Here is a 23,525-nt window from a genome sequence, read left to right as displayed (position 1 = left end):
TATAATAGGTTTGTGAAATAATAATGTCAATAAAAAAATAGCCCACTCGAAAATAGAGTGGGCTAAACTTACTAAAGCATTTCTAGAACAAGAGAAGAAGCACCGCCTCCGCCGTTGCAGATACCGGCACAACCATATTTACCCTGTGTTCTGCGTAAGGCATGAATGAGCGTGACAATGATACGTGCTCCTGAACATCCCAGTGGATGGCCAATACTTACGGCTCCGCCATGAATGTTTACTTTTTCAGGATCAAGTTCTAAAATCTGGTTGTTAGCTAATGCGACTACAGAAAAAGCTTCATTGATTTCAAAGAGATCAATATCATTCTTGGTAAGCCCAGCTCTTTTGAGTGCAATAGGAATTGCATCGGCTGGAGCCGTTGTAAACCATTCGGGTGCTTTAGCGGCACTTGCATGACTTAAGATTTTTGCCAAAGGTTTGAGTCCAAGTTCTTTGGCTTTTTCAGCACTCATAACGAGAACTGCTGCAGCACCATCATTAATACTGGAAGCATTGGCAGCAGTTACTGTGCCCTCTTTGTCAAAAACAGGTCGAAGTTCGGGGATTTTTTCAAACCGGACTTTATCCAGCTCTTCATCCTTTTCTACTTCGGTGACATTTCCCTTGCGGTCTTTGACCTTAATTTTAATTACTTCGTCTTTGAAGTAGCCTTTTTCAGTTGCATCAATCGCTCTTTTATATGAATTAATTGCATACTCATCCTGCTCTTCACGGCTAATATTGCATTCACGGGCGCATAAGTCTCCGGCATTACCCATCAGGTATTTATTGTATACGTCCCATAAGCCGTCTTTTACGATACCGTCTTCAGCTTCAACATGCCCATATTTTGCACCAAATCGTTGTTTGGGAAGGTAGTATGGAACATTACTCATGCTTTCCATTCCGCCTGCTACAATAATGTCAGCTTGACCTAAACGAATTTGGTCTGCTGCAATCATGATCGACTTCATACCTGAAGCACATACTTTGTTGACTGTAGTAGCAGGTGTTCGTTGGTGTAAGCCAGCTTTCATGGCTGCTTGACGAGCCGGAGCCTGCCCTATACCAGCTGAAAGCACATTCCCCATAACTACTTCTTGTACATCATCAGGTTTAATGCCTCCTGCTTTAACTGCCTCAAGGATGGCAGAAGCTCCAAGTTCCGGAGCTGAGAAAGAAGACAGGCTGCCACCAAAGGCACCCATGGGGGTTCTTTTTGCAGATACAATTACAACGTCTCGCATGATCGAAATAGATTTTAGATTAGATATTCTGTAAGCGCTTTTCCAGCGCATGGAAGATACTAAAGGCTCACCAATGATGGTATATCAAAATGCCTGTTTAAGGTCTTCGATAAGATCATCGGCATCTTCAATTCCAACGGAAATACGAATTAAAGAATCTTGTAAACCCGCTTTTTCCCGAACATCTTTTGGGATAGAGCCATGAGTCATAGAAGCCGGGTGACTGATTAGTGACTCCACACCACCCAAACTTTCAGCAAGAGTGAAAATGTTCGTATTGCTCATAAATTTTGTTGCTGCTTCAATAGAGTCGTTCTTTAGCGTAAATGAAAGCATAGCTCCAAAATCATCCATTTGCTTGCTGGCTAAATCATGTTGAGGATGGGAGGATAAACCCGGGTATAAAACAGATTGAATTTCACTGTGATTTTCTAAAAAGGAGGCAATTTGCTTGGCATTATCAACAGAACGTTGAACACGCACACTTAAGGTTTTGATACCTCTTAGTGTCAGATAGCAATCCATAGGACCAGGTACAGCCCCGGACGTTTTGGTTTGAAACCGAAGGTTGTCCATGATCTCTTTATGGGAACTTGCCACGGCACCGTGTATTACGTCTGAATGTCCTGCAAGATACTTGGTTGCCGAGTGCAAGACCGCATCGGCTCCGAATTCTAAAGGTCTTTGCAGATATGGTGAGGCAAAAGTATTGTCTACCACAGTAAGAATATTTTTGGGTTTGGCAATATCAACCAATGCTTTAATGTCTACAATACGAAGCAGGGGATTGGTTGGAGTTTCAATCCACATTAGTTTTGTTTGTGGGGTGATGGCCTCTCTGACCTTTTCGAGGTCTGTCATATCCACAAAAGTAAAATCAATACCATAAGGTTCGAACACTTTGGTAAATAACCGATAGGAACCACCATATAAATCATTGGTAGTGACCACATGGTCGCCGGGCCGGAACATTTTCATCAGAGCATCCATAGCTGCCACACCACTGGAAAAACAAGCTGCTTCATCTGCTCCTTCCAGTCCGGCTATCATGTTCTCAAGAGCTGTTCTTGTAGGATTTCCTACGCGGGCATAGTCGTACCCTTTATGCTGATTTGGTGCTTCCTGAGCATAAGTTGAAGTTTGAAAAATAGGAGGCATAACCGCACCAGAAGTCTCTTCAGGTTTCTGGCCGGCATGAATAGTCTTGGTATTAAATTTCATAGTTAGTTTTCTGCTGATGCAGTTCTGCGATTTTCTAGAGTTTTTAGAACGCCGAGCTTTTGAGTGTACTCTTCGTTATTTGGATCAATGACAACCAATTTTTCGTAATAATCAATCGCGAAGTTAATTAAAGTATATGCCTTGGATTCCAGTTTTGCTCTGTCGTTCTCAAAAGCTACCGGTAAAATCGATAAATACTGAGCTGATAAGTTATTGTAGAAAACAGCCAGACTTTCAATGTATTCTGTATTCGACGTATCTCTCTTGAAGGCTTCGATTAGTTGCGTTTCTGCTTCATCACCCATTCCCTCAGCTTCAAACTTGATTTGCTCTACCAATACCGTGTCATTATTTGAGTAGGCCGTTTTAAGATCTTCCAGAATACCCGAGGTTATTTGATAGAGCTGGGTTCCGAATACATTTCTTAGGTTAGCATTATTTGGATATTCGGCCACTAAACCTTCAAGCATATTAGAGGCCTTTTCGCTACTTCCATTGGATATGTATGCGTTGATCAGACCAAAGGCCAGATTAAGGTCTTCCTGAATATTGGTATTTGCTTGTTCGTAATAATAAGAGGCCTGTTCTGGGTCGCCCTTTTCAAGATGTAAGTAACCCAGGTTCTCATAAATTTCTTCTGGATTTTCTTCTGCGAATTCCAAAGCCGTCTCCAGGGTACCAATAGCTTCATCTATACTGCCCAGATTGAATTGGGCTATAGAAAGGTTTTTGTAAGAACTAACGGCATCTTCTTGCAGGATCAGAGCATTCTGAAAATGTATGGCTGCTCGCTGGTAACGTTCAGAAATATCGTCATTCTCTGAAATTCGGAGACCTGCATTATGCTCTTTTTTCCAGTATTGCTGCCGTAAACTATCAATAACAGATATCTGTGCCTCATCGGCTCCGTATTCAACAGCTAATCCGAAATTATCAGTCGTATTACTGTAAAATTCAGCCCTTAATTCAGGGTCTGCCTGATGGGCAAGATCGGCATTAATTTTAGCCTTCTGGATATAAAGTGAAGGCTGATCTGGGTTTTCAGCAAGCCGTATGTCGATTTCGTTAATGGCTTCCTGATACTTGTTATCTGCAAGCAATTCATCAATGTTAACTCTGGATGAACTGCAAGAAATAAAAAACCCGGCTACCAGTAGTAAGCCTGTCAGCCGGGTAAAATTTGAAATAGTCATATTAAATTTTTTGATATGTAAAATTACATGCCCGCTTTATCCATAGCTTCGGAAGCTTTTTCCTGCATGTCGAGCTGTACATAAATTCGGGAAAGTGACTGCCAGTAGCCAGTGTTGTCCGGTTCAATTTCAACAGCTCTCTCGTAGTACTTCATTGCTTCTTTGAGCTCTTCCTTAGCTTGCTGATCAAGCTGATTGGCTAGCTCATTGTCTTGAGTAAAGTTTCTTTTCTCGTATAAAGCTGCTGCCTTATTTGTGAAATAAATCCCAAGATACTGAAAAGCCTGAGCACTATTTGGGCGTAATTCAGTAACTCTGATCAATTCAGACTCAGCCTGGTCGCTTAACTGATTCATTTCAGCAGTTAACTCCTCATTTACAGACACTAATGAATCAATTGATGCTTTGATAGCCGCAGATTTGTTTCTGTTATTTCTGAGCTCAGTGTCTAGATCATAAATTTTGTCGTAGTTGCCAGTGATATTTTCAGAGATTTCAGTTGTTGCCTGAAGTAACTGAGTTCCTAATGCTAAATGGTATTGAGCATTATTTGGATCACGTTCAATCAAAGCTTCGATTGTTTGAATTGATTTATCTCGCTGACCAGCTTGCATGTAAACATCTGCAAGAACCTGTACCAATTGTACACTATCCGGATAAGATTCAACACCAGTTTCTAGTACATCAATTGCTTCTTCCGGCTGCTCATTGTCACGGTAATAAGCTCCTAATCTGAGGTAATCATCAGAGGGAGGGGTGCTTTTCATCTCCATTGAAGTATTCAAAGCTTCAATTGCTCCGGGGTAATTACCGTCAATGCTTTGAACCTGAGCAAGAATATCCCATGAAAGGGTACTGTCCGGGTTTATTATTACTGCATTTTCAAGATGTGCAACCGCAACTTTTAGTGGTTCTTCAACGGTAGCTTTTAAGCTGTCACTATTTACGAGTTCAATGGCTTTGTTATGCTCATAACCCCAGGTGCTGAGAATAAGATTGTTTACTTCATCTGCCTCAGAAGGAGTTTCTTCCATCGTAGCAAATTTTTCACGGGCAGTTACAGCCGCGTCTCTAAAGTTTTGATACGTTTCTTTTCGTTCACTTATCTGAGAAATTGTTAATGCTATCTCTTTATAAGTTGTAGCTTTGTAGTAATAAGGAAGACCGCTTTCAGGGTTTTGTTGGATCGAACGGTCTAGAACTGCAAGTGCAGAATCATAGTTCTGAGTGAAAATGTTTTTCTGAGCCTCTTCGATCAAAGGATCTGTTGTTTCGCAACTAGCAAGGATCCCTACAAAAAGAACCGCTGAAAGTAAGTTTCTAAGTAGCTTTTTCATTTTATTATAAAATTGAATTTGGTTGAAATCGGGTCAAATGTATATGTTATCGAAAATAGTCATATGTGCTGCTTTCTGCAATTTATTAGCGCACATGCTTAAGATTTTTGTATCATCATAATTATTAAGGAATATATCCATGAAAAAAATACACGCTACAGATAAAGCACCAGTCGCAATTGGGCCATACAGCCAGGCAACTTCTTATAACGGAACACTTTACTGTTCCGGACAAATTCCATTAAATCCGGAAACTATGGAATTAGTTGGAGAAACAGCCGCTGAACAAGCTGCTCAAGTTATGAATAACCTTGAAGCGGTTTTGACTGAAGCCGGTGTTGATTTCTCACATGTACTAAAATGTACCATATTTCTGGCAAGTATGGATGATTTTGGTGCAGTGAATGAAGTATATGGAGCCCGTTTTTCATCAAACCCTCCGGCCAGAGAAACTGTTGCTGTTAAGACATTACCTAAAAATGTGCTGGTTGAAATTAGCTGTATAGCTCATCTTTAACGATAGCTAAAGGCGTTGGAGCCGGGAATTTAATTTTCAAAAACCTTTGAGGCTGTATTTCCGGCTTTATCTTTTATCTTGACAATAGCGGTATTATTAGATTGAGGTGTAAAGTCCGGCAGGTAGTAAATTAATAGCTCCTCTTCATAATCATATTCAGCGATACCTCTCTTATCATTAATAAAAAATTCGGCTGATGAAGATTCTATACCTGTAAGTTCATCAGTAACCCGAACGGAGGCCAGCCACTTGCCATAATCGGTTTTATAAATTCGAAAATTCGAAAATTCGGGCGGATTATTATCAGCTTTAACAGTGAATTCTCCCATTGAAGATAATCTTGCATGAATAGTTCTGCCAATTAACTTCGATGGCACATAATCGAGTTCACCATCAGAAGCATCTACCCGAAATAATCTATAATTGTTTTCAGGTTCATAGAAGTCACCCAAAAAAAACTCCAATCCAAAATCAGATTTTGTAGGCAGCATTTCAGGTTGAACCGATATTTTGACCCTGTTGCTGTCTGTTGTATGGTAAGTTGCAATACTTAGTGTGTCAAAAAAAGCCTGTTCGCCAAATCTTAAGGTTAATTGGCGGTCAGGAGTAACAACTTTTTGAGGTTTTTCAGGAGTAATACGTACGAGTTGCAGGTGGTTCGTAGAATCGACATGCAAAAGTTGTTGAGATTCATTCCATGGAAATCCAAGGTTACCCCGAGTTAAGTCGAGCGTCTTTTGCAAGTCAGGTGAGGCCCAGTTTTCCGTCCAATACCATTGGTCGGTATTGGCATTAATCAAAGGCTGAGAAGGTATAATGCTACTGTCTTTAACAAAAGTAACCTTCGCTTTTGAAGTGTTACCAAAGTAGTCTGAGGCTATGATCGTGTAGGTCTTAGATGAATCCGGAATTTCTATCTCGGCACTTTTCTTGGTGATTAAATAAAAGGGGTTGTTACTGCCGTCTTTCCTGAAAAGCCGTTGGTGACCACGTCGCGCAGATCCGAAAGGAGCTATCCGGTCAAGAAACATTTCGCTGCTTTCATCATAATTAAACCTGTTTAATTGCTGATGAAAAAGCGTGTCGTCATTTTGGACCAAAGTAAGTGAGTAGACTGCATAAGCATTGTAAACATCATCTGCCTGATCGTAGACATTTACAGCCAACCCTGCTTTCCCCGTCAGTTTTATTTCTCCAAAGTGGTAAGTACCGTTATTACTGTTAACACGAATAAAATCAGATACCGGTTTTCCATTAACCCTTGAGTTTTTGGTCAAAGGTTCTACAATCAGTGATGAGAATACAGGAGGGATGTTGTCTTTGACAGAAAGGTTGGTAGTTAAAGCGTTGACAGGGGTGTCCAGTGAGTCTCTGATTTCAAAGTGAAGGTGTGGAGGGCCAATTCCGGTGGAGCCAGTATATCCAATTACTTCTCCTTTCTTTACATCTACAGATAATACTTCTACGAAAGCATCCATCTCGAAAGAATAGTCCTGTAATCTGATTGAGTCGGCGATAGACTGAAATTTTTCGTTGAATCGTTGAAGGTGCGCATAAACCGTGAACCTTCCATCTGGATGCTTCAGATAAATGGCATTTCCGTAGCCCCTTTCCGTAACCAGTAGCCGATAGAGTTTACCATCCTGAGCTGCAAAAACTTTATATCCTTCCCTGCCCCAGGTTTTAATATCCAGTCCGGCGTGGAAATGTGCAGAACGGGTTTCTCCAAAAGTAGAGCTTAAATAATTACCAGAACTTGAAGGCCATAGGTACTCCTGGGCCTGAACTTCAGTTACGGATAAAAGGAGAGAAAAAATAAAAATGATAAAAAACCGCAAAGCCTATCCGATATTCACCGTTAATGTTGTAGCTCCATTATTTAACAGCACTTCCAGTTTATCTCCTGATTCAACCGGACCAACACCTTCAGGTGTGCCTGTAAAGATGAGGTCTCCAGGATGAAGGGTGAAAATGCTGGAAAGAAAGGATATTAAGTTGGCTATAGGAAAAACCATTTCTGAGGAATTTCCATGTTGCTTTACAAATCCGTTGTGAAAAAGCTTTATATCAAGGTCATTTGGGTTTTCAATTTGGGAAGATGGAACAAAGGTGCTGATGGGGGCAAAATTATCGAAACCTTTTGCTATGGTCCATGGCTGTCCCTGCTTCTTGGAAATGGACTGAATATCCCGGGCTGTAAAGTCGATGCCGGCACCATAACCTGCAACATAATTAAGGGCAGAACCTTGAGAAATGCTCTTGCCTTCTTTTGAAATAGCGACTACAATCTCAGCCTCAAAATGGACATCATTACTTTGGACAGGCAGTTCAATGGTGGTATCGCTGTAGCAGATTGTGCCTAATGGTTTAATGAATACAATGGGAATTTTAGGAACAGAATTGCCTAATTCTTTTGCATGTTGAGCATAATTTCTGCCAATGCAGTAGATGTTATTTACAGGGATATCAAGACCGGGTATTTCAGGGTTTTTCATAACGATAAGATATAAAAAAAGCCTCGTACAAAAATATGTACGAGGCTTTAAATTTCTTATAACTGTAAATCAGTTGATAGGATCTACATTAACGTGCTTACGTCCACCTGAACGAACAGCAAAATTAACGGTACCATCAGAAGTTGCGAAAAGAGTATCGTCGCCACCTCGTTTTACATTTTCACCTGGGTGAAATTTGGTTCCGCGCTGACGCACGATAATTCCTCCGGCACGTACAAACTCGCCACCGAATTTTTTAACACCCAACATTTTTGGGTTTGAATCACGACCGTTCTTTGTTGAACCTTGACCTTTCTTATGTGCCATAACAGTAAGGGTTTAGTAATGAAAATTTATGATAATGCTTCAATCAGTTCGGCCTTTCTCATACTTGAGTATCCTGTCAGGCCTTTTTCTTTTGCTAAGTCTTTAAGTTCAGCTACTGTCATTGATTCTAAATCAACGGATTTTTCTTTTTTGGGAGCTGACTTTTTGGCTTCTGCTTTAGGAGCAGGAGCTTCTTCTTTCTTAGCGGCTTTCTTTTTTGAAGTAGAACCGGATGCAGAAATGCTCTCAATTTGAATCTGAGACATTACCTGTCGGTGTCCATTAAGTTTCTGGTATCCTTTACGGCGTTTTTTCTTGAACACTAATACTTTATCAGCTTTAACCGTATCCAGGATCGTAGCGGAAATTTCAGCTCCTTCAACAACAGGAGTTCCAATGTTTACATTTCCGTTGTCATCTTTAATCAGCAACACTTTATCAAATGTAAGCGTCTTACCGTCGGCGTTTTGCTTATCCACAAACAGCACGTCGTTTTCAGCTACTTTGTATTGGTGTCCGCCGATTTCAACAATAGCGTACATAATCGATTAATTTCTTTCTTTGCGTTTAATTCAGAGCTTGAAAAGATAAGGCTTAGATCAGACAAAACAAAGCAAATCTATACTGATAAATTCAGAAACTTCACTTAAATTTAGAAAAATGAAATTCAATCAAAAATAATGAAAAAACTACCATCGCTTCACGAACAAGCATTTAAGTATAAAAATACAAAACGGCTGCAGAGAGATGGCGGACGGGCCTGGATTAAAGATTCACAGCTACATGAAGCGCGGAAAGACGCAAACGGTCGATTTCTTACTATAGCTAAAGAACTCAAAGTGCCGAACAAGAAGACAACTATTCTTGATGATAAAGATCTTCCGACTCACCTGAATGAAGATTCTCCGTTGCCTTAAGCAACCAGAGGAATAGCTCGCTGAAACCCTTGCCGATTCACATGACCGATATATTTTCCAATAATGCGGACTTCTTCAAATACATCGGGTTCAATAAATATGTCGTCATAATCTTCGTTGGCAGGTTCAAGCCGTAAGCCGTTATCATCCCAATAAATTTTCTTTAAGCTGGTTTCTCCGTCGTACAGAACTGCTCCGATGTCGCCATTTTTCACATCAGTATCCATCAGCAGTACAAAATCTCCATCATAAATACCTACATCTTTCATACTGAAGCCGGTCACACGAAGAGCGAATAAGTCGTCAAGGTTTGGAAAGAGCGTATCAAGTGTAATACTTCCCAGGTTAGCTTCTACCGCTTCCTGAAGGGATCCGGCTGCAATCAGTCCACGAATTGGAATTCCCTCTTGTTCCTCGGTCTCACCCAATAGACTCTTTTTATCGGAAGGCAGATCATATTCTTCATCATTCCTTTTAACTAAATAGCCTTTCTTGAGTAGTGCCTGTATATTTTGGGTCACGCTATTGGGAGATGCATAACCAAAGTGGTCCGCGATCTCACGATATGTTGGCCACACTTCATTTTCTTTTTTGTAGTCGACAATGAAGGTGAAAAATTCGTGCTGTTTACGAGTCAAATGTGCATTATCCATGGCGTCTGTAATTTAATGTAAGAAACATGTGTAATAAACGGAGTTTGAATATGAAGTTCAATAACAAATGTGTAAAAAGTATGTGTATGTTTTTGGTGCTGTGTATCACAGGACTTTTTGCAGCATCATGCATGCAGGAAAGTGCATATTCAGAGCTTCTAACGGATGAATACCCTGAGCTATACAGGCATGTCTTTGATCGAAATGCTGATTCTCTCTTGGGATATACAGAACATCCGGATTCCTATATCAGAGACCAGGCATGGCGGGCGCTTGTTAGTACCCCGGTAAAAAACATGAATGATTTCATAACTAAAGCACAGTATGCAAACTCTGATTTGGGATGGATGGCTTTAAGCGCACATGAACTTACAGATGAGCAATTAACGAGGCTTCATAGTCTCTGGAATCGCAGGGCTTCAATGAGAAATGGAATTAGCATGGTACTAGGCCAGCAGGGTAATCAGGAATCATTAGATCTGTTGACTCAGAATTTTGATGAAATCATTGGGCCTGATTCTGACTACGAATATAGTTCAGCATTGGCTATGGGGCGGCTTATGATGAATTATAAAATCCCGGAGTCTTCCCGGAGAAGTATTTTACGATATGCTGCAGTATTGGAGGATGTAGATTTATACCGGGCTTATTTCTATGGACTATTCAGAGGAGAGCAGGTAATTGAAGATGAGCAGATTCGAAAGAATATCTGGGAAGCATATGAATGGGTGGAAAGTCCATATATCCGGCAGTATGCCTTAAGAATATCTTTTAAGAGTGACGCTGAATGGACTTTTGAGCGACTTCCTTTAGATGATGTATCAGAAATGAATGTTCAGCTTGCTGTTGAGCTGGCTAATCAGATTTCAAATGTAGGATGGAGCGAAAAGCTTGAGGAAGCGTATTCTCTGCTGCTTAACCATTCAAATCCTGTGGTGAATGAAGTCGCACTGAATCGGTTAGCTGGTCATGCAGAAAAGCCAAGCACTTTTGATGAAGTAGTTGTCGCTAAAATCATTGAGAATGAAGATAAAGAGGCTTCAGTACGCTTGTCAGGGATTATGGCATTAAGCAATGTGGAAGATTATCTCGATATAACGGAGTCTTTATCTGGGGATCAGGAGTATCTTCTTATTAAAAAGCTGAATATTTATCAGAAGGCACTGGAAGCAGATTCTTACATTGCTAAGCTGCAGGAGTACGCAGGTAGTGCCAACAGGATGGAAGCTCTGTTTGCTGCGCAGGCGCTATCAGGTTGGTGGGGTTCAATTGATAAAGCTCAGCAAACCTCATCCCGAAAAGAAAATGTAAGGGAGATAGCACTTGGTTTTCTTGAAAGAGGAGATCGATCTATTACTTATGTGATAGCTTCACTCCTGGAGTCATCTGACCTGATTTTGGATGAAGACTTTAGCCGTATTGAGGATTTACTGACTAACTATCAGTTGCCTGAAGACATTGAGGTATACCAATCGATGGCAGGTTTTTTGTATGAGCGTTTTCAAAGTGAGGCTCAGCCTCTAATTGATTCTTTGGCAGCAAAAGGAAATCCTGCATTGAATTCCACACTCGCAAGTCAGGGTTGGGATGTACCTGATACTGAAGCAGAACCGCCGGTTTTCCGAAGACCAAACTGGGAAAGATTGGCAGCTCTGGACTACGAACCTGTATGGGTTTTAGAAACCCAGGAGGGCATCATCAAAATTGCCATGGATGTACTCTCTGCTCCGGCTACAATTTCCGGAATAGATAGTTTGACCCGGGCAGGTGCCTATGATTCTATAGCCTTTCACCGGGTAGTACCAAACTTTGTGATACAGGGAGGAGATGTAGAAACCGGAGATGGTTTTGGCGGACCTGACTATGTTGTACCTACTGAGTCGTCAGGAAAAGAGTACTACAGAGGAATGGTGGGAATTGCCAGCGCCGGGACTGATACAGAGGGTAGTCAATATTTTGTGATGCATGATTGGGCTCCGCACCTGAATGGCCGATACACCATCATTGGTGAAGTGGTTGAAGGAATGGAGGTGGTAGACCGGATTATGGTAGGAGATAAAGTGCTGAAAGCTTATTGGCAGAATGGAGATTAACCGGCTTCCGATAATTCCTTTTTGAAAATCCTGGGAAATAAAAATCCATTTGCCACACCTACCAGGGGGAAGAGAATTACTGCATCAAGCATGCTGTATAAGTAAAAAACCTTGACATCAGCGGTGTAGTGATTCATATAAACCGCAGCCAGGCTGATGAAGAAAAGTCCCATAAGAGCAAAAACTTTGAGGCTTTTGATAATGTAGTTTCCTTTCAGCTGTGGATGAGAAATATAGAAAACCCACGTTGCTGTCAGCCACATCATAAAATTGTAGAATAAAGAGATGGTAAAATCTGTCGTGGAAAAATCCGTATCAAAAACCTGGGGATACTGAGGGAGTACAGCATGCATGGGCTCCATCAAAACAATGGCTTCAATAGGGCCGCCAATCAGGTAGCGTACAATATTGAGAATAAATACAAGGCCCAGAAATTTTAGAAATGTTTTCATAGCACTACTCCGATACGTTATTTAAAGAAGTTAGGCGAGTTCCTTAATCAACGGAAATGCAACTAAATTTCAAAGTTGCTCTATAGGTTTTCGAATACCCAATCCTGAAAAACCTCTTTAAAACGGAATGAAAAGTTTTTTTCTACACTTTGGCTCTCTTCCAGGTAGTCGTAGCACTTTGGTACAACGTGGAAGAAGTGATTGGCCCCGGCAATTGTTTGTACGGTGAAATTTGAGGGAAGGGAGTCAGGATATATATTTCGAAGGCTTTCCATTGCCCAGTCAGGATAAACTTGTCCGTCATTCTCAGCAAAAACAAACAGGGCGGGAATACTAATGGTATTGATATACGTGGCTGGCTCAAATCCAATCTTCATATTCATATGACGCCAGCGCTTTGTAAGCGGAAGCACGGAAACCCAGTTTTGATGAGATTGGGCTTTCTGAACTGCCTTTTTATGGGCACTGGCACTATCCTGACCGTTACAGACATACCCGCTATGATATTCATTAACGAGCTGTCTGTTTGGATCAAAAGTTGGCCCTGCAAGTGAGCCCATTAATTTGACGCGTTCCGGTGCCGTGGCTGCTACAACCTGAGCTACCCAGCCATCTTCACCGAGCCCTATAATACCAATTCGGCTGGGATCTACTTCTTTGCGTTGTTCTAAATAATGAATAGCTGCTTTGGCATCGTCTGCAAAGTCAGTTAGTGAGGCTCGTCCCCAACGTCCATCAGATTCTCCTGTTCCCCGCGGATCATAATATAGAATGCCAACACCGGCCGGAGGGAAAACCGCTTCCAGATTTTCACGAATAAAAACCTCTCGCTGAGGATGAAAATCTCCCCATTCATACATTCCACCCATAAAGATAAGGACGGGCACATTCTCAGCACTATCCGGTAAAATCAACCTTCCATTGAGAACAAGGTCACCACTTTTAAATACCACTTCTTCGCCACCGGGCAGCTGGTTATTCTGTGCATAACTGTCAAAAGAAAAAGAAAAAATGAGCAGTACAAAAGTCGTTAAAGCAGCTCTCATGGTGTAAGATAGTCCTTTTTGTTGCAAATGATTTTGGGTAAATATCATTGAAGTCCTGATTGAATGCGTTCAAGCTGTTTCATATGTCGCTGACTATGAATCATATTAAAGTGAACCCATTCCATACGGGTTAAAAGTCCAAATACAGGGTGCTCAAATTTCAGGCAAAGTTCGTCAGGAGGTAGTTCGTCGATCAGATCGGCAATTTTCTGACGGTTGATACGGAATTTTTCAATCAGTTCTTTTTTTGATTTCTTTCCTTCTGTAGGAAGGATAACTCCGGAAGCTTTCATTTTTTTGTCAGACTCTAAAAAGCGAGCTTTCATTTTGGCCACAAGTGCATCGGGTTTCCTGTCCATTACTTTTCTGGTTTCACCGATAAAAAGGCGAGGAACTCCAAATTCAGAACGATATACATGTTCCAGCACTTCTGCAGCGGACCATGAATCCGTATTGGGCTTAACATTGAATTGAGTTTCTGAGAACTCGTTGATCTTATTGATGAAAACGTCTGTATTGTTTAAAAGCTGCTCTTTAAGCGTCATATCCGTTTTTTAGATTGTGGCTTAAAGTAAATCAATGAATTGAAAAAAACCTTTAATCTTATGGTTTAGTTTTTTAAAAAATGAATCTAATTATCCAGGGAATCTGCAGAAATTTCGGTTCTGAGCGTGGTGAACCATTCAATTAGTGTCTGTCTTTGTTCTGAGGTAAGTCTGGCATCTCCGTGAATCCAGGTATATGAAGGCAGCGGCATTTCTTCTTCCTCAACAAGCTCTATAGCTTCTTCAAGCTTGTGATCAGCGCGACGGGTGGAGTAATCAGCCCACAATGACATATTGAATTCATCTCTTCCTTCGTCAATATGATCCTGAAGCCACCACGAAACAGGTTCTATATTTGAATACCAGGGGTATTTGGTTTGATAAGAATGGCAATCATAACAAGCACTTTTGAGGATACTGCTCACTTGCTCAGGGGGTTGTGCGTTTGTGATGAAATCTTTGGAAGGATCAGTAGCCGGCGAAGAAGTATCCGGCCCAAAAAATTGCAGAATTATAAGCATCAAAAAAAGTCCGGCAAATATTTTTAAACTCATTGATTTCATGGTCTCCTCCTTTTTTTGGAATGTATAACAAAGTAGAACTAAGGTCTTGTAAATAGTTATAAAGGCGAAATTTGGAACAAGACTAAATTAATCCTTAACGATGACTCTGCCAAAGGGTAGTAAGGCTACTGATGCCAATTTAAAATGTTGTTTGGCAAAAGGGATTCCGATGATGGTTATAAACAGAATAGCTCCAAACACAATGTGAGTAATGCTGATCCATATTCCGCCGACTAAAATCCAGAGAATATTCATAGCAAGAGAAAGGCAACCATCTGATTTTTCATTCACCACTGTTTTCTTACCAAAAGGAAACAGAGCCAGCCTGGCCAGTTTAAAAGTCTGAAGTCCGAATGGAATTCCAATGATAGTCAGACATAAAAGCAGACTTGAAATAGCATATTCTATTGCTACAAATATTCCGCCGAAAATAAACCAGATGATATTGCCAAGGATGTTCATGGTTAGTCATTCCCTTTAGGAGTGAATGCCTGAATGCCGGTAATTTCACGGCCAAGAATGAGCCCATGAATATCATAAGTACCCTCATAGGTATTAACGGACTCCAGATTCATTACATGATGGATAACCCGATAATCACCCACAATGCCATTCCCGCCATGCATGTCGCGGGAGATACGGGCAATTTCGAGGGCCTTTCCACAATTGTTTCGCTTGGCGAGGGAAGTCATGGAAGGATGATCACGGCCTTCGTCTTTTAGCTTTCCTAATCGGTAGGCAAGCATCTGCATAGACGTGATGTCGGTCATCATATTTGCCAGCTTGGTTTGGATAAGCTGATTGGCTGCCAGCGGTTTCCCAAACTGCTTGCGATCCAAAACATAATCACGCGCCCGCTGATAGCAAAATTCTGCAGCTCCAACCGTTCCCCATGCAATTCCATATCGTGCTGAATTGAGGCACATAAACGGCCCCTTCAGTCCTTTTATATCCGGGAAGACATTTTCGTCGGGGATAAAGACATCATCAAAAACCAACTCTCCGGTCTCTGATGCACGTAAACTCATTTTATATTTGGTGTGGGGAGCAGAAAACCCATCCATTCCTTTTTCAACTAAAAACCCACGGATTACACCTTCGTCCTCTTTATTCTCTTTTGCCTTTGCCCAGACAACAGCTACATCTGCAATAGGGGAGTTGGTGATCCACATTTTGGCGCCATTCATAATCCAGCCCCCATCAGTTTTCACAGCGGTTGTCACCATAGAGCCGGGATCAGAACCATGATCTGGTTCGGTGAGTCCAAAGCATCCTATCATTTCGCCAGTAGCCAATTTTGGGAGGAATTTCTGCTTTTGTTCTTCGGTTCCAAACTCTGAAATTGGATACATCACCAATGATGACTGTACGCTCATAAAAGACCGATAGCCTGAATCAACCCGTTCAACTTCGCGGGCTATTAAACCATAGGCCGTGTAGCTGGCATCAGAGCCACCATATGCTTCAGGAACCGTAACGCCGAGCAGACCCATTTCGCCCATTTCTTTTGCGATATCCTGATCAAAATACTCCTCGGTATTTCCCTTCAGGGCACGAGGCTCAAGTTTGCTTTGGGCGTAATCACGAGCCGTTTCCATGATGAGCCGGTCTTCTTCGTTAAGTTCCGATTCAAAAAGAAAAGCGTCGTCGATATTGAATAAATTCTTTGGCATGGTTTAAGCGTTTTTGTCTTGATGTTGGATTCATGAATAGTAAGAAAAATATGTCTTAGCCCGAAAGAGATTATCAGCAGATATAACAAAAAAAGCCTGCAGCTCATGATGAACTACAGGCTTTTATTCCAACAACAATAGGTTATTATTTATACAAGCTCTTTTTTAAGCTCACGGGCAATGATAAGTCGCTGAACTTCAGAAGTTCCTTCGCCAATGGTCATGAGCTTGGCATCCCGCATAAATCGCTCCACATGGTATTCTTTGGTGTAGCCATAGCCACCATGAATTTGAATGGCTTCATCAGCAGCGCGTACAGATAATTCTGAAGCAAATAATTTGGCCATGGAGGCTTCTTTGGTGTAGGGCTTTCCTTGATCTTTAAGCCATGCTGCACGATGAACTAGTAAGCGCGCTGCATCAATTTCTGTAGCCATGTCAACCATTTTACCTTCCATATATTGGAAATTACCTATGGCTTGACCAAACTGCTTTCTCTCCATTGAATATTTGAGAGATTCTTCTAAAGCTCCCCGGGCAATGCCTACAGATAGAGCCGCAATTCCAACACGGCCGCCATCCAGTACTTTCATGGTATCAATAAAACCTTGTCCTTCTTCACCAAGTAAATTTTCGGCAGGTACTTCCACATTTTCGAATACCACTTCGGTTGTATCAGAAGAATTCATGCCTAATTTATGCATGCCTTCTCCGGGCTTTACGCCATCCCATTCACGTTCTACAATAAAGGCAGAAATCCCTTTTACACCTTTGGAAGGATCTGTTTTTGCAAGCACCACATACACATCTCCCACAGAACCCTGAGTGATAAAAATCTTGGAGCCATTAAGGATATATTTATCGCCTTCTTTGATAGCTGTTGATTTCATCCCGGAAGCATCACTACCTGAGCCAGGTTCTGTTAAACACCAGGCCGCCAGCTTTTGTCCCTTGGTGAGAGCGGGCATGTACTTCAGTTTCTGATCATGATTTCCTGCTATAGCAATGTGGCCTGTTCCCAAAGAGGTGTGAGAAGCTACAGTTAAAGCAAGAGAGGCATCCCAACGGGCTATTTCTTCGAGGGCCAGGCAAAAACTAACAACGTCAAAACCGGCACCGCCATATTGTTCTTCATGGTAGATGCCCAGCATGCCCAACTCTCCCAATTGTTTAACAATGTCATGAGGAAATTTTTTACTGTTATCTCTTTCCATCACCGATGGAGCTACAGTTCGTTCTACAAATTCTTTAATACTATCCCGGATCATTTTCTGATCTTCGGTAAGTTCAAATGATAACTCTCGGTCTAAAACAGCATCCATAATTTTTGTACTACTATCTATTTAAATTTCTTGATTGGAACCGCTTCCAAGATAACGGATTGTATAATTAATATCGTTCGGAATGTGTAAAAATTGTTTTTGTGGTACACAGCAAAATTAAAATCGATAAAAAAGTAAAAGTTTAAATAAGTTGATCTTCAACACTTTATATTTCTAAGAATTTATTTTAATCCATTGTTTTAATCAGAAAAAATGAACTCTCCAATATTTAAATTCATAGCGAAGGCCCTGTTTATTTTTGTTATTTGGTATATGCTTTATGAACTATGGCTGCTACCCGATGGGAGTCTTGATTACTGGTTGTCTTTGAACATCATTGGTGTGAGTGCCGGCATTATAGATTTTTTTGGGTATGATGTTTTTACCGTGAATCGCATTATTGGAATTGGTGAGTATCCCGGGATTGAAATTGTAGATGGGTGTAATGGGATTGCAGCAATGGGGCTGTTTTTAGGTTTCATTCTGGCTTATCCCGGAGACTGGAAAAATAAAGCCAGCTTCTGTTTTGTGGGTATAGGGATTATATACATTGTAAACATTCTGAGGGTAATCACCTTAACAATCACTCAGGCAAACTGGCCTGAATTCTTTGATTTCACACATGACTATTCAACCACAGCAATTTTCTATATCGTAATATTTATACTATGGATGGTTTGGGTGAATTTTGCAGATTCATTTGATTCTCAGAAACAAAAAGCTTTTGCGTAATCAGGTAATTTTTTAAAAACAGCATACAGGATATATAAATATATAATGAGTGAAAAATCAGTTAAACATCGCTCAACATTACAGGAATTAGTTAGAAAAATAGTAGAGGGACACTTCTTTGATCTGAATCTTTCAGATATTTTTTCATCATTACAGATAGAAGGAAAAGTTTGGGTTTTAGGTGCCGGCAAAGCTTCTTTTGAGATGGCAAAACAGGCTGAAATTTTTTTTGGTTCAGAGATAGCAGATGGAATGGTAATAGCCCCACAAAGCTCAAGGGATTTAAATACGGTTCAGGTTTTTAAAGGCTCCCACCCTTATCCAGATTCTGACTCGGTTTCTTCATCCTACGAGCTTTGGGAGTTGGCTAAGCAAATTCCCAAAGAGGACACTATTATATTTCTTTTATCGGGAGGGGCTTCGTCTTTATTTTGTATTCCTGCCCCGGGCATTGAAATTGATGAGTACTACAAAACCTGCGAACTGCTATTAAATTCAGGTGCTTCTATACACGAAGTTAATATTGTTCGCAAACACCTTTCAGAAACAGCAGGCGGCAGACTTGGACAGCTTTTTTGTGAAAACAGACTTATTTCTGTTATCCTTTCTGATGTGCCCGGGGATAATCCTGAGTTTATCGGAAGTGGCCCTACAGTGCCCGATTCATCAACCTTTAAGCAAGCTTTTCAGATTCTAAAACAGTACAAGCTTTGGGAAGCTATTCCTCATTCAGTTCGAATTCAGATATCTAAAGGAATGCATGGAGACAGCCCGGAAACCCCAAAACCGGAAACTTCTAAATGGGAGAAACATGATGTTGAGGTAATTTCAGGAGCAGGTATATTAGCTGAGAATGTTGGTGCTTATCTGAATGAGGAAGGCTTTAATGTGCGGGTGGATGAATCGGCTTATGACTCTGATGTGAAAGAAATTTCAAAGAGAATATGCAGTGATGCTATTTCGGTTTTGAGTAGAAAGTCGAACATCAAAAAACCAGCAGCTCTTATTTATTACGGAGAAAGCACCGTTAATGTGAAGGGAGATGGAAAAGGAGGGCGAAATCAGGAGCTGGCCCTAAACGCAGCTGTCTCTATAGAAGGACAGCATACAATTTCTTTGCTGAGCTTTGCTACTGATGGAGTTGATGGTCCCACCGATGCTTCGGGAGCCATTATTGATTCTGAGACGACCTTAAAAGCCCGTAAAAAGAAATTAGAGCCCGAGAACTATTTACAGAGAAACGACTCCTATCACTTTCATAAAGCGATGGATACACTGCTCAAAACAGGACCGACAGGAAATAACTTGATGGATCTTCAGGTTGCTTTGGTAGACTGAATATCTAAAAAGGATAGAATTTTATCTAAGCAACTTGGCCATATCTGGCAGGCTGAAAGAACTTTATTCTACGTCTCATTGTTTATTAGCATATTATGCTATAATACTAGTATAATAGACATATTAGTCTTTGAATATAGATAAATACAGCATATTTGATTATATTTTGCATGTAATTCAGTCAAATATTCTGCTATGAATTTTCAAAAATTGGACAGTGTTGATAAAAAAATTATAGCCATTCTTCAGCAAGAGGGAAGAATAGCAAACAAGGATTTGGCCGAGAAGATCGGGCTGACTACTACTCCTACCTTAGAAAGGGTCAGAAGGCTGGAACGAGAGGGAATCATTGAAGGCTACAGTGCCAGAATTGATAAAGAGTCGATTGGCCGTGGTTTTACAGCCTTTGTGAAAGTTACACTGAGTGTACATCAATTGAATTTGCTGGAAGAGTTTACATCTGCAGTTAAAGAGATTCCAGAGATCCTTGCATGCTATCATACTACCGGTGACGGAGACTTCCTTTTACAAGTGGTAGCTAAGGATACCAAAGACTATGAACAGCTTATGCGTAATAAGCTAACCACGCTTCCGGATGTGGAGCGCCTACACACCAGCATTGTCTTGAATACGATTAAAGATCAATCCCCAATTCCTGTTTATCATGAAGATCAAAACTAAGCCAACTATCGAATCGGTAGCGGTTCATGCCGGGAAAAGAAATAAAGATCAGTTTGGATCTCATACTACACCTATTTATCAAACTTCTACCTTTGTTTTTGATGATGTGGAAGTCGGTGCCAAGGCTTTTCGGCATGAAGAGGGAGGGGCGAGTCATGTTTATTCCAGGCTGGGTAATCCTACCGTTGAGGAATTGGAGCGAGCCGTTTGCGAACTGGAATGTTATGGCCTTGATCGTCCTGAAGATTATGGTGCATATGCTTTTGGCAGTGGAATGGCTGCAATCTCAACCGGAATACTCGCAATGGCTAAAGGTGGTCATGTTGTAGCTCAGGATGCGTTGTATGGCTGTACCAGTCAGTTTTTGAAAGAAGAGGCCCCGGCGCTGGGAATCTCAACATCATTCGTGGATATGTCAGACTTATTTCTGGTTGAAATGGAGCTTAAAAAGAATCCTGAAACCAAACTGGTTTATCTCGAAAGTATTGCTAATCCGACTATGACAGTGGCAGACATCCGGGCTATAGCTCAACTTGCCGAAGCCCATGGAACTCTCCTTATGGTTGATAATACCTTCGCTACCCCTTTTCATATTCAACCGTTTGAATTAGGTGCAGATATTGTAGTTCATTCAACTACAAAGTATATAGGCGGACACGGTACCGTCATTGGCGGGGTGATGGTTGCTAAAAAAGAATTACTTGAGGAATCAGAAGCTGCAATTTTCCGGAAAAACCTTGGAGGTATAGCCGGACCGATGGATGCCTGGCTAACTCTGAACGGTGTGAAAACATTGCCACTGCGAATGAAAAAACATGCCGAAAATGGAATGAAAGTGGCTCAATACCTCGAAAGCCACCCCAAGGTAGATCATGTGTTCTATCCAGGACTGGGATCTCATCCTCAGCATGCACTAGCTTCTTCCATAATGAAAAATGGATATGGAGGAATGATCGCTTTTGAACTTATAGGTGGGTATGAGTCAGGTGTATCCCTGATGAACAATGTAAAGTTGTGTACGTTGGCGGTTAGCCTTGGCGCAGTTGATACCCTGATTCAGCATCCGGCTTCTATGACGCATTCCATTGTGGATGAGGACTTAAAAAAGCAGGCCGGTATCACCGACGGACTGGTCCGTATTTCTGTAGGAATCGAAGGTGCAGAAGACATCATCGCCGACCTCGAGCAAGCGTTAGAAATTCAAAATTAGGAATTGGAAATTTAAAATTGAGTCAAGTCAATTTTAAATTTTTCATTTTGAATTCTTAATTCCGGATAGTAAAAATTACCAGCCGCCGCTTGCTCCGCCGCCTCCTGAGCTGAAGCCACCACCTCCGCCAAAGCCTCCGAAACCACCTCCACCACCGAAGGAGCTTCCTCCGCCTCCGCTGCCAAATCCTCCACCAAAGAAGATAACTCCATTAGAACCAAGCGAGTGTCGTCGTCCGCCTTTTCCTCCTTTTCCTTTTGAAATGAGGAAGAAGATGAGAATGACAAACAGGATAATAAGATCAATTGGTATTCCATCATCACCGGAAGAAGATTGGCGCTTGGGAAATCCTTCAAATTCACCGGCAGCTAAATCAATTAAAATATCCGTAGCCTGATTCAGTCCTCCATAAAAATCTCCGGCACGGAAACTTGGAGTCATTACATCATTAATAATCCGATTAGCCATGATATCAGGGATGGCACCTTCCAGCCCATATCCCACTTCGATTCGCATGGCACGGTCTTGTTCAGAAATCAATATTAACACTCCATTGCCCCGGTCTTCATATTGAATATTCCAGGAATTGTGGAGCTGGAGGGCAATGTCCTCGATCGGGTAATTTTGAAGGCTTTCGATGGTAGCAATTACAAAAGCATTAGTGGTGGTATCGCGATAGCTTCGAAGTTTATTTTCTAGCCGCTGCTCTTCAGAAGAAGTGAGCATATCGGCAAAGTCGTTAACCATACCGGTTGGACGGTCTGGTAAAAAATCCTGACCAAAAGCACTAATTGTGACGCTTAGAAATATGAACAGACTTAAAATTTTACGCATCAGTCTCGTTTTGTTTCTCTTCTTTGTTGTAACTAATCTGATTGGAAAGCTCATTTACGTCATCTTTTTGGTAAGGGAAGTTCTCTTTGAGTTTTTGACCAATCTGAAGAATCACTTCACTTAATCCGGTTTCATAGTCTTCTTTTTTGAAGTAGTCGAGTATCAGTTTTATTTCATCTTCCCAGAATTCTTGCCCCACTTTTTCATGAATTCCCTGATCTCCCCATATTGCTACTTTATGATCTTTCCACGCCACATATACAATTACTCCGTTCCGTAGTTCTGTTTCGTGCATCTTTAGTTCTGCAAAAACTTGCTGCGCTCTTAGAAGGGGAGATTCCGCTTTACATTTTTTCTCGATGTGAACCCTGATTTCCCCGGAGGTTTCCTTTTCAGCCTCCTTTATGGATTCAACAATTGATTTTTCCTGTTCTTCGGTAAGAAATTTGGCCATTGTCTTATGACTATGGACGTGGGACCAACGACCGGAAGTTGTCATCAATGGTCATTGGTCTTTCGTCATTAAATTTAATTGTTGAAATCAACGGTTGGAGCTTCCTGTGAACCTTCATCGGCCTGGAAGTATTCCTTCTGTTCAAATCCGGCTATGGAGGCTACCAGGCTGGCAGGGAATCTGCGAACTTTGGTATTGTATTCCTGCGCTGTCTCATTAAATCTCATTCGCTCAGTTGAAATACGGTTTTCGGTCCCTTCAAGTTGAGCCTGCAAGTCTCGAAAATTTTGATTGGCCTTAAGTTCAGGATAACGTTCAACCGTAACTAATAATCGGGAAAGTGCGCCGCTTAGCTGACTTTGAGCCTCCTGAAATTGTTGAAAAGCCTGAGGGTTGTTAAGATCACTGGCATTAATGTTTACTGAAGTTGCACGACTTCTGGCTTCAATAACTTCGGTTAGCGTTTCTGATTCGAAATCGGCAGCACCCCGAACAGTGTTCACCAAATTAGGAATAAGATCGGCCCGGCGCTGATACTGATTTTCAACCTGAGCCCAGGCGCTATTTACATTTTCTTCCTGAGAAATGAGGCTGTTGTTAACACTGATTCCATAAAAAACGAAGAGTGCAATGACTCCGAGAATAATCCAAAATTTAGCTTTCATGAGTAGA

General features: G+C 41.3%; 26 protein-coding genes. 7 read left to right on the top strand and 19 right to left on the bottom strand.

The genetic code is table 11. The features are described 5' to 3' along the window. Positions 1-71 precede the first annotated feature (71 nt). The 4 genes from RIB15_RS09005 to RIB15_RS08990 form a co-directional block, all read right to left on the bottom strand. The gene (locus RIB15_RS09005; protein WP_350201816.1) at positions 72-1,250 is read right to left on the bottom strand and encodes an acetyl-CoA C-acyltransferase; all 1,179 of its coding nucleotides are present in this window, start codon (positions 1,248-1,250) and stop codon (positions 72-74) included. Positions 1,251-1,334: 84 nt separating this feature from the next. Then, positions 1,335-2,471, bottom strand: a complete 1,137-nt coding sequence (locus RIB15_RS09000) for a cystathionine gamma-synthase (RefSeq protein WP_350201815.1) — start codon at positions 2,469-2,471, stop codon at positions 1,335-1,337. Between the two features lie 2 nt (positions 2,472-2,473). Further along, complete coding sequence (locus RIB15_RS08995; RefSeq protein ID WP_350201814.1) at positions 2,474-3,664, bottom strand: tetratricopeptide repeat protein; 1,191 nt, start codon at positions 3,662-3,664, stop codon at positions 2,474-2,476. A gap of 23 nt (positions 3,665-3,687) precedes the next feature. Then, positions 3,688-5,001: a tetratricopeptide repeat protein gene (locus RIB15_RS08990; protein WP_350201813.1), complete on the bottom strand. Its 1,314-nt coding sequence runs from the start codon at positions 4,999-5,001 to the stop codon at positions 3,688-3,690. A 139-nt stretch (positions 5,002-5,140) separates the two neighbouring features. Here RIB15_RS08990 and RIB15_RS08985 point away from each other — a divergent pair, with 139 nt between their 5' ends. After that, positions 5,141-5,518, top strand: coding sequence for a RidA family protein (locus RIB15_RS08985; protein WP_350201812.1), 378 nt, complete (start codon positions 5,141-5,143; stop codon positions 5,516-5,518). Between the two features lie 29 nt (positions 5,519-5,547). On the opposite strand, the gene RIB15_RS08980 is transcribed toward RIB15_RS08985, so the two are convergent. The 4 genes from RIB15_RS08980 to rplU form a co-directional block, all read right to left on the bottom strand. Next, positions 5,548-7,356: a M23 family metallopeptidase gene (locus RIB15_RS08980; protein WP_350201811.1), complete on the bottom strand. Its 1,809-nt coding sequence runs from the start codon at positions 7,354-7,356 to the stop codon at positions 5,548-5,550. A 3-nt stretch (positions 7,357-7,359) separates the two neighbouring features. Next, positions 7,360-8,013 (bottom strand): fumarylacetoacetate hydrolase family protein, encoded by a 654-nt coding sequence (locus RIB15_RS08975; protein ID WP_350201810.1) that lies wholly within the window; start codon positions 8,011-8,013, stop codon positions 7,360-7,362. 69 nt (positions 8,014-8,082) lie between these two features. After that, positions 8,083-8,340: a 50S ribosomal protein L27 gene (gene rpmA, locus RIB15_RS08970; protein WP_255132860.1), complete on the bottom strand. Its 258-nt coding sequence runs from the start codon at positions 8,338-8,340 to the stop codon at positions 8,083-8,085. A gap of 26 nt (positions 8,341-8,366) precedes the next feature. Next, positions 8,367-8,882 (bottom strand): 50S ribosomal protein L21, encoded by a 516-nt coding sequence (gene rplU / locus RIB15_RS08965; protein WP_350201809.1) that lies wholly within the window; start codon positions 8,880-8,882, stop codon positions 8,367-8,369. 138 nt (positions 8,883-9,020) lie between these two features. On the opposite strand from rplU, the gene RIB15_RS08960 reads away from it, so the two are divergent. After that, positions 9,021-9,257 carry a hypothetical protein gene (locus RIB15_RS08960; RefSeq protein ID WP_350201808.1) on the top strand — a complete coding sequence of 79 codons (237 nt, stop codon included), beginning with the start codon at positions 9,021-9,023 and terminating at the stop codon, positions 9,255-9,257. On the opposite strand, the gene lexA is transcribed toward RIB15_RS08960, so the two are convergent. Beyond that, positions 9,254-9,910 carry a transcriptional repressor LexA gene (lexA, locus tag RIB15_RS08955; RefSeq protein WP_350201807.1) on the bottom strand — a complete coding sequence of 219 codons (657 nt, stop codon included), beginning with the start codon at positions 9,908-9,910 and terminating at the stop codon, positions 9,254-9,256. The genes RIB15_RS08960 and lexA overlap by 4 nt on opposite strands. Before the next feature lie 50 nt (positions 9,911-9,960). On the opposite strand from lexA, the gene RIB15_RS08950 reads away from it, so the two are divergent. Next, positions 9,961-12,003: a peptidylprolyl isomerase gene (locus RIB15_RS08950; RefSeq protein WP_350201806.1), complete on the top strand. Its 2,043-nt coding sequence runs from the start codon at positions 9,961-9,963 to the stop codon at positions 12,001-12,003. On the opposite strand, the gene RIB15_RS08945 is transcribed toward RIB15_RS08950, so the two are convergent. The 7 genes from RIB15_RS08945 to RIB15_RS08915 form a co-directional block, all read right to left on the bottom strand. Continuing rightward, positions 12,000-12,455, bottom strand: coding sequence for a hypothetical protein (locus RIB15_RS08945; protein ID WP_350201805.1), 456 nt, complete (start codon positions 12,453-12,455; stop codon positions 12,000-12,002). The two genes, RIB15_RS08950 and RIB15_RS08945, sit on opposite strands and share 4 nt — an antisense overlap. Before the next feature lie 80 nt (positions 12,456-12,535). Further along, complete coding sequence (locus RIB15_RS08940; protein WP_350201804.1) at positions 12,536-13,549, bottom strand: alpha/beta hydrolase family protein; 1,014 nt, start codon at positions 13,547-13,549, stop codon at positions 12,536-12,538. Next, entirely contained in the window at positions 13,546-14,046 is a 501-nt protein-coding gene (locus tag RIB15_RS08935) for a DinB family protein (RefSeq protein WP_350201803.1), read from the bottom strand. The genes RIB15_RS08940 and RIB15_RS08935 overlap by 4 nt, the downstream gene beginning before the upstream one ends. 86 nt (positions 14,047-14,132) lie before the next feature. Next, positions 14,133-14,609 carry a heme-binding domain-containing protein gene (locus tag RIB15_RS08930; RefSeq protein ID WP_350201802.1) on the bottom strand — a complete coding sequence of 159 codons (477 nt, stop codon included), beginning with the start codon at positions 14,607-14,609 and terminating at the stop codon, positions 14,133-14,135. Between the two features lie 87 nt (positions 14,610-14,696). Then, positions 14,697-15,071, bottom strand: a complete 375-nt coding sequence (locus RIB15_RS08925) for a YccF domain-containing protein (protein ID WP_350201801.1) — start codon at positions 15,069-15,071, stop codon at positions 14,697-14,699. Positions 15,072-15,073: 2 nt separating this feature from the next. Further along, complete coding sequence (locus RIB15_RS08920; protein ID WP_350201800.1) at positions 15,074-16,282, bottom strand: acyl-CoA dehydrogenase; 1,209 nt, start codon at positions 16,280-16,282, stop codon at positions 15,074-15,076. A gap of 149 nt (positions 16,283-16,431) precedes the next feature. Continuing rightward, a complete protein-coding gene (locus RIB15_RS08915) occupies positions 16,432-17,604 on the bottom strand; it encodes an acyl-CoA dehydrogenase family protein (RefSeq protein WP_350201799.1) in 1,173 nt (390 codons plus the stop codon). A gap of 213 nt (positions 17,605-17,817) precedes the next feature. Here RIB15_RS08915 and xrtX point away from each other — a divergent pair, with 213 nt between their 5' ends. From xrtX to RIB15_RS08895, 4 genes are all read left to right on the top strand, one after another. After that, the gene (xrtX, locus tag RIB15_RS08910; protein ID WP_350201798.1) at positions 17,818-18,336 is read left to right on the top strand and encodes an exosortase X; all 519 of its coding nucleotides are present in this window, start codon (positions 17,818-17,820) and stop codon (positions 18,334-18,336) included. Between the two features lie 45 nt (positions 18,337-18,381). Then, positions 18,382-19,674, top strand: a complete 1,293-nt coding sequence (locus RIB15_RS08905; RefSeq protein ID WP_350201797.1) for a glycerate kinase type-2 family protein — start codon at positions 18,382-18,384, stop codon at positions 19,672-19,674. Positions 19,675-19,869: 195 nt separating this feature from the next. Continuing rightward, positions 19,870-20,355, top strand: coding sequence for an Lrp/AsnC family transcriptional regulator (locus RIB15_RS08900; RefSeq protein WP_350201796.1), 486 nt, complete (start codon positions 19,870-19,872; stop codon positions 20,353-20,355). Then, positions 20,339-21,565, top strand: coding sequence for a trans-sulfuration enzyme family protein (locus RIB15_RS08895; RefSeq protein WP_350201795.1), 1,227 nt, complete (start codon positions 20,339-20,341; stop codon positions 21,563-21,565). The genes RIB15_RS08900 and RIB15_RS08895 overlap by 17 nt, the downstream gene beginning before the upstream one ends. Positions 21,566-21,640: 75 nt before the next feature. On the opposite strand, the gene RIB15_RS08890 is transcribed toward RIB15_RS08895, so the two are convergent. The 3 genes from RIB15_RS08890 to RIB15_RS08880 form a co-directional block, all read right to left on the bottom strand. Then, positions 21,641-22,399: a TPM domain-containing protein gene (locus RIB15_RS08890; RefSeq protein WP_350201794.1), complete on the bottom strand. Its 759-nt coding sequence runs from the start codon at positions 22,397-22,399 to the stop codon at positions 21,641-21,643. After that, the gene (locus RIB15_RS08885; protein WP_350201793.1) at positions 22,392-22,853 is read right to left on the bottom strand and encodes a TPM domain-containing protein; all 462 of its coding nucleotides are present in this window, start codon (positions 22,851-22,853) and stop codon (positions 22,392-22,394) included. Before RIB15_RS08885 ends, RIB15_RS08890 begins: the two co-directional genes overlap by 8 nt. Before the next feature lie 74 nt (positions 22,854-22,927). Continuing rightward, positions 22,928-23,518: a LemA family protein gene (locus RIB15_RS08880; RefSeq protein ID WP_350201792.1), complete on the bottom strand. Its 591-nt coding sequence runs from the start codon at positions 23,516-23,518 to the stop codon at positions 22,928-22,930. Positions 23,519-23,525 lie beyond the last annotated feature (7 nt).

The organism is Gracilimonas sp. (assembly GCF_040218225.1).
Taxonomy (GTDB): Bacteria; Bacteroidota; Rhodothermia; order Balneolales; family Balneolaceae; genus Gracilimonas.
The sequence above is the reverse complement of the archived record's forward strand: the minus strand, read 5'-3'. Positions and strand labels throughout refer to the sequence as shown.

Bases quoted from the DNA above. Each gene is read 5' to 3' on its own strand.
- RIB15_RS08990 (WP_350201813.1), bottom strand. From the start codon at position 5,001: ATGAAAAAGCTACTTAGAAACTTACTTTCAGCGGTTCTTTTTGTAGGG.
- RIB15_RS08935 (WP_350201803.1), bottom strand. From the start codon at position 14,046: ATGACGCTTAAAGAGCAGCTTTTAAACAATACAGACGTTTTCATCAAT.
- RIB15_RS08940 (WP_350201804.1), bottom strand. From the start codon at position 13,549: ATGATATTTACCCAAAATCATTTGCAACAAAAAGGACTATCTTACACC.
- RIB15_RS09000 (WP_350201815.1), bottom strand. From the start codon at position 2,471: ATGAAATTTAATACCAAGACTATTCATGCCGGCCAGAAACCTGAAGAG.
- RIB15_RS08905 (WP_350201797.1), top strand. From the start codon at position 18,382: ATGAGTGAAAAATCAGTTAAACATCGCTCAACATTACAGGAATTAGTT.
- RIB15_RS08890 (WP_350201794.1), bottom strand. From the start codon at position 22,399: ATGCGTAAAATTTTAAGTCTGTTCATATTTCTAAGCGTCACAATTAGT.
- lexA (WP_350201807.1), bottom strand. From the start codon at position 9,910: ATGGATAATGCACATTTGACTCGTAAACAGCACGAATTTTTCACCTTC.
- RIB15_RS08915 (WP_350201799.1), bottom strand. From the start codon at position 17,604: ATGGATGCTGTTTTAGACCGAGAGTTATCATTTGAACTTACCGAAGAT.
- RIB15_RS08960 (WP_350201808.1), top strand. From the start codon at position 9,021: ATGAAAAAACTACCATCGCTTCACGAACAAGCATTTAAGTATAAAAAT.
- RIB15_RS08945 (WP_350201805.1), bottom strand. From the start codon at position 12,455: ATGAAAACATTTCTAAAATTTCTGGGCCTTGTATTTATTCTCAATATT.
- xrtX (WP_350201798.1), top strand. From the start codon at position 17,818: ATGAACTCTCCAATATTTAAATTCATAGCGAAGGCCCTGTTTATTTTT.
- RIB15_RS08950 (WP_350201806.1), top strand. From the start codon at position 9,961: ATGAAGTTCAATAACAAATGTGTAAAAAGTATGTGTATGTTTTTGGTG.
- RIB15_RS08925 (WP_350201801.1), bottom strand. From the start codon at position 15,071: ATGAACATCCTTGGCAATATCATCTGGTTTATTTTCGGCGGAATATTT.
- RIB15_RS08975 (WP_350201810.1), bottom strand. From the start codon at position 8,013: ATGAAAAACCCTGAAATACCCGGTCTTGATATCCCTGTAAATAACATC.
- RIB15_RS08885 (WP_350201793.1), bottom strand. From the start codon at position 22,853: ATGGCCAAATTTCTTACCGAAGAACAGGAAAAATCAATTGTTGAATCC.
- rplU (WP_350201809.1), bottom strand. From the start codon at position 8,882: ATGTACGCTATTGTTGAAATCGGCGGACACCAATACAAAGTAGCTGAA.
- RIB15_RS08985 (WP_350201812.1), top strand. From the start codon at position 5,141: ATGAAAAAAATACACGCTACAGATAAAGCACCAGTCGCAATTGGGCCA.
- RIB15_RS08920 (WP_350201800.1), bottom strand. From the start codon at position 16,282: ATGCCAAAGAATTTATTCAATATCGACGACGCTTTTCTTTTTGAATCG.
- RIB15_RS08930 (WP_350201802.1), bottom strand. From the start codon at position 14,609: ATGAAATCAATGAGTTTAAAAATATTTGCCGGACTTTTTTTGATGCTT.
- RIB15_RS08895 (WP_350201795.1), top strand. From the start codon at position 20,339: ATGAAGATCAAAACTAAGCCAACTATCGAATCGGTAGCGGTTCATGCC.
- rpmA (WP_255132860.1), bottom strand. From the start codon at position 8,340: ATGGCACATAAGAAAGGTCAAGGTTCAACAAAGAACGGTCGTGATTCA.
- RIB15_RS08880 (WP_350201792.1), bottom strand. From the start codon at position 23,518: ATGAAAGCTAAATTTTGGATTATTCTCGGAGTCATTGCACTCTTCGTT.
- RIB15_RS08995 (WP_350201814.1), bottom strand. From the start codon at position 3,664: ATGACTATTTCAAATTTTACCCGGCTGACAGGCTTACTACTGGTAGCC.
- RIB15_RS09005 (WP_350201816.1), bottom strand. From the start codon at position 1,250: ATGCGAGACGTTGTAATTGTATCTGCAAAAAGAACCCCCATGGGTGCC.
- RIB15_RS08900 (WP_350201796.1), top strand. From the start codon at position 19,870: ATGAATTTTCAAAAATTGGACAGTGTTGATAAAAAAATTATAGCCATT.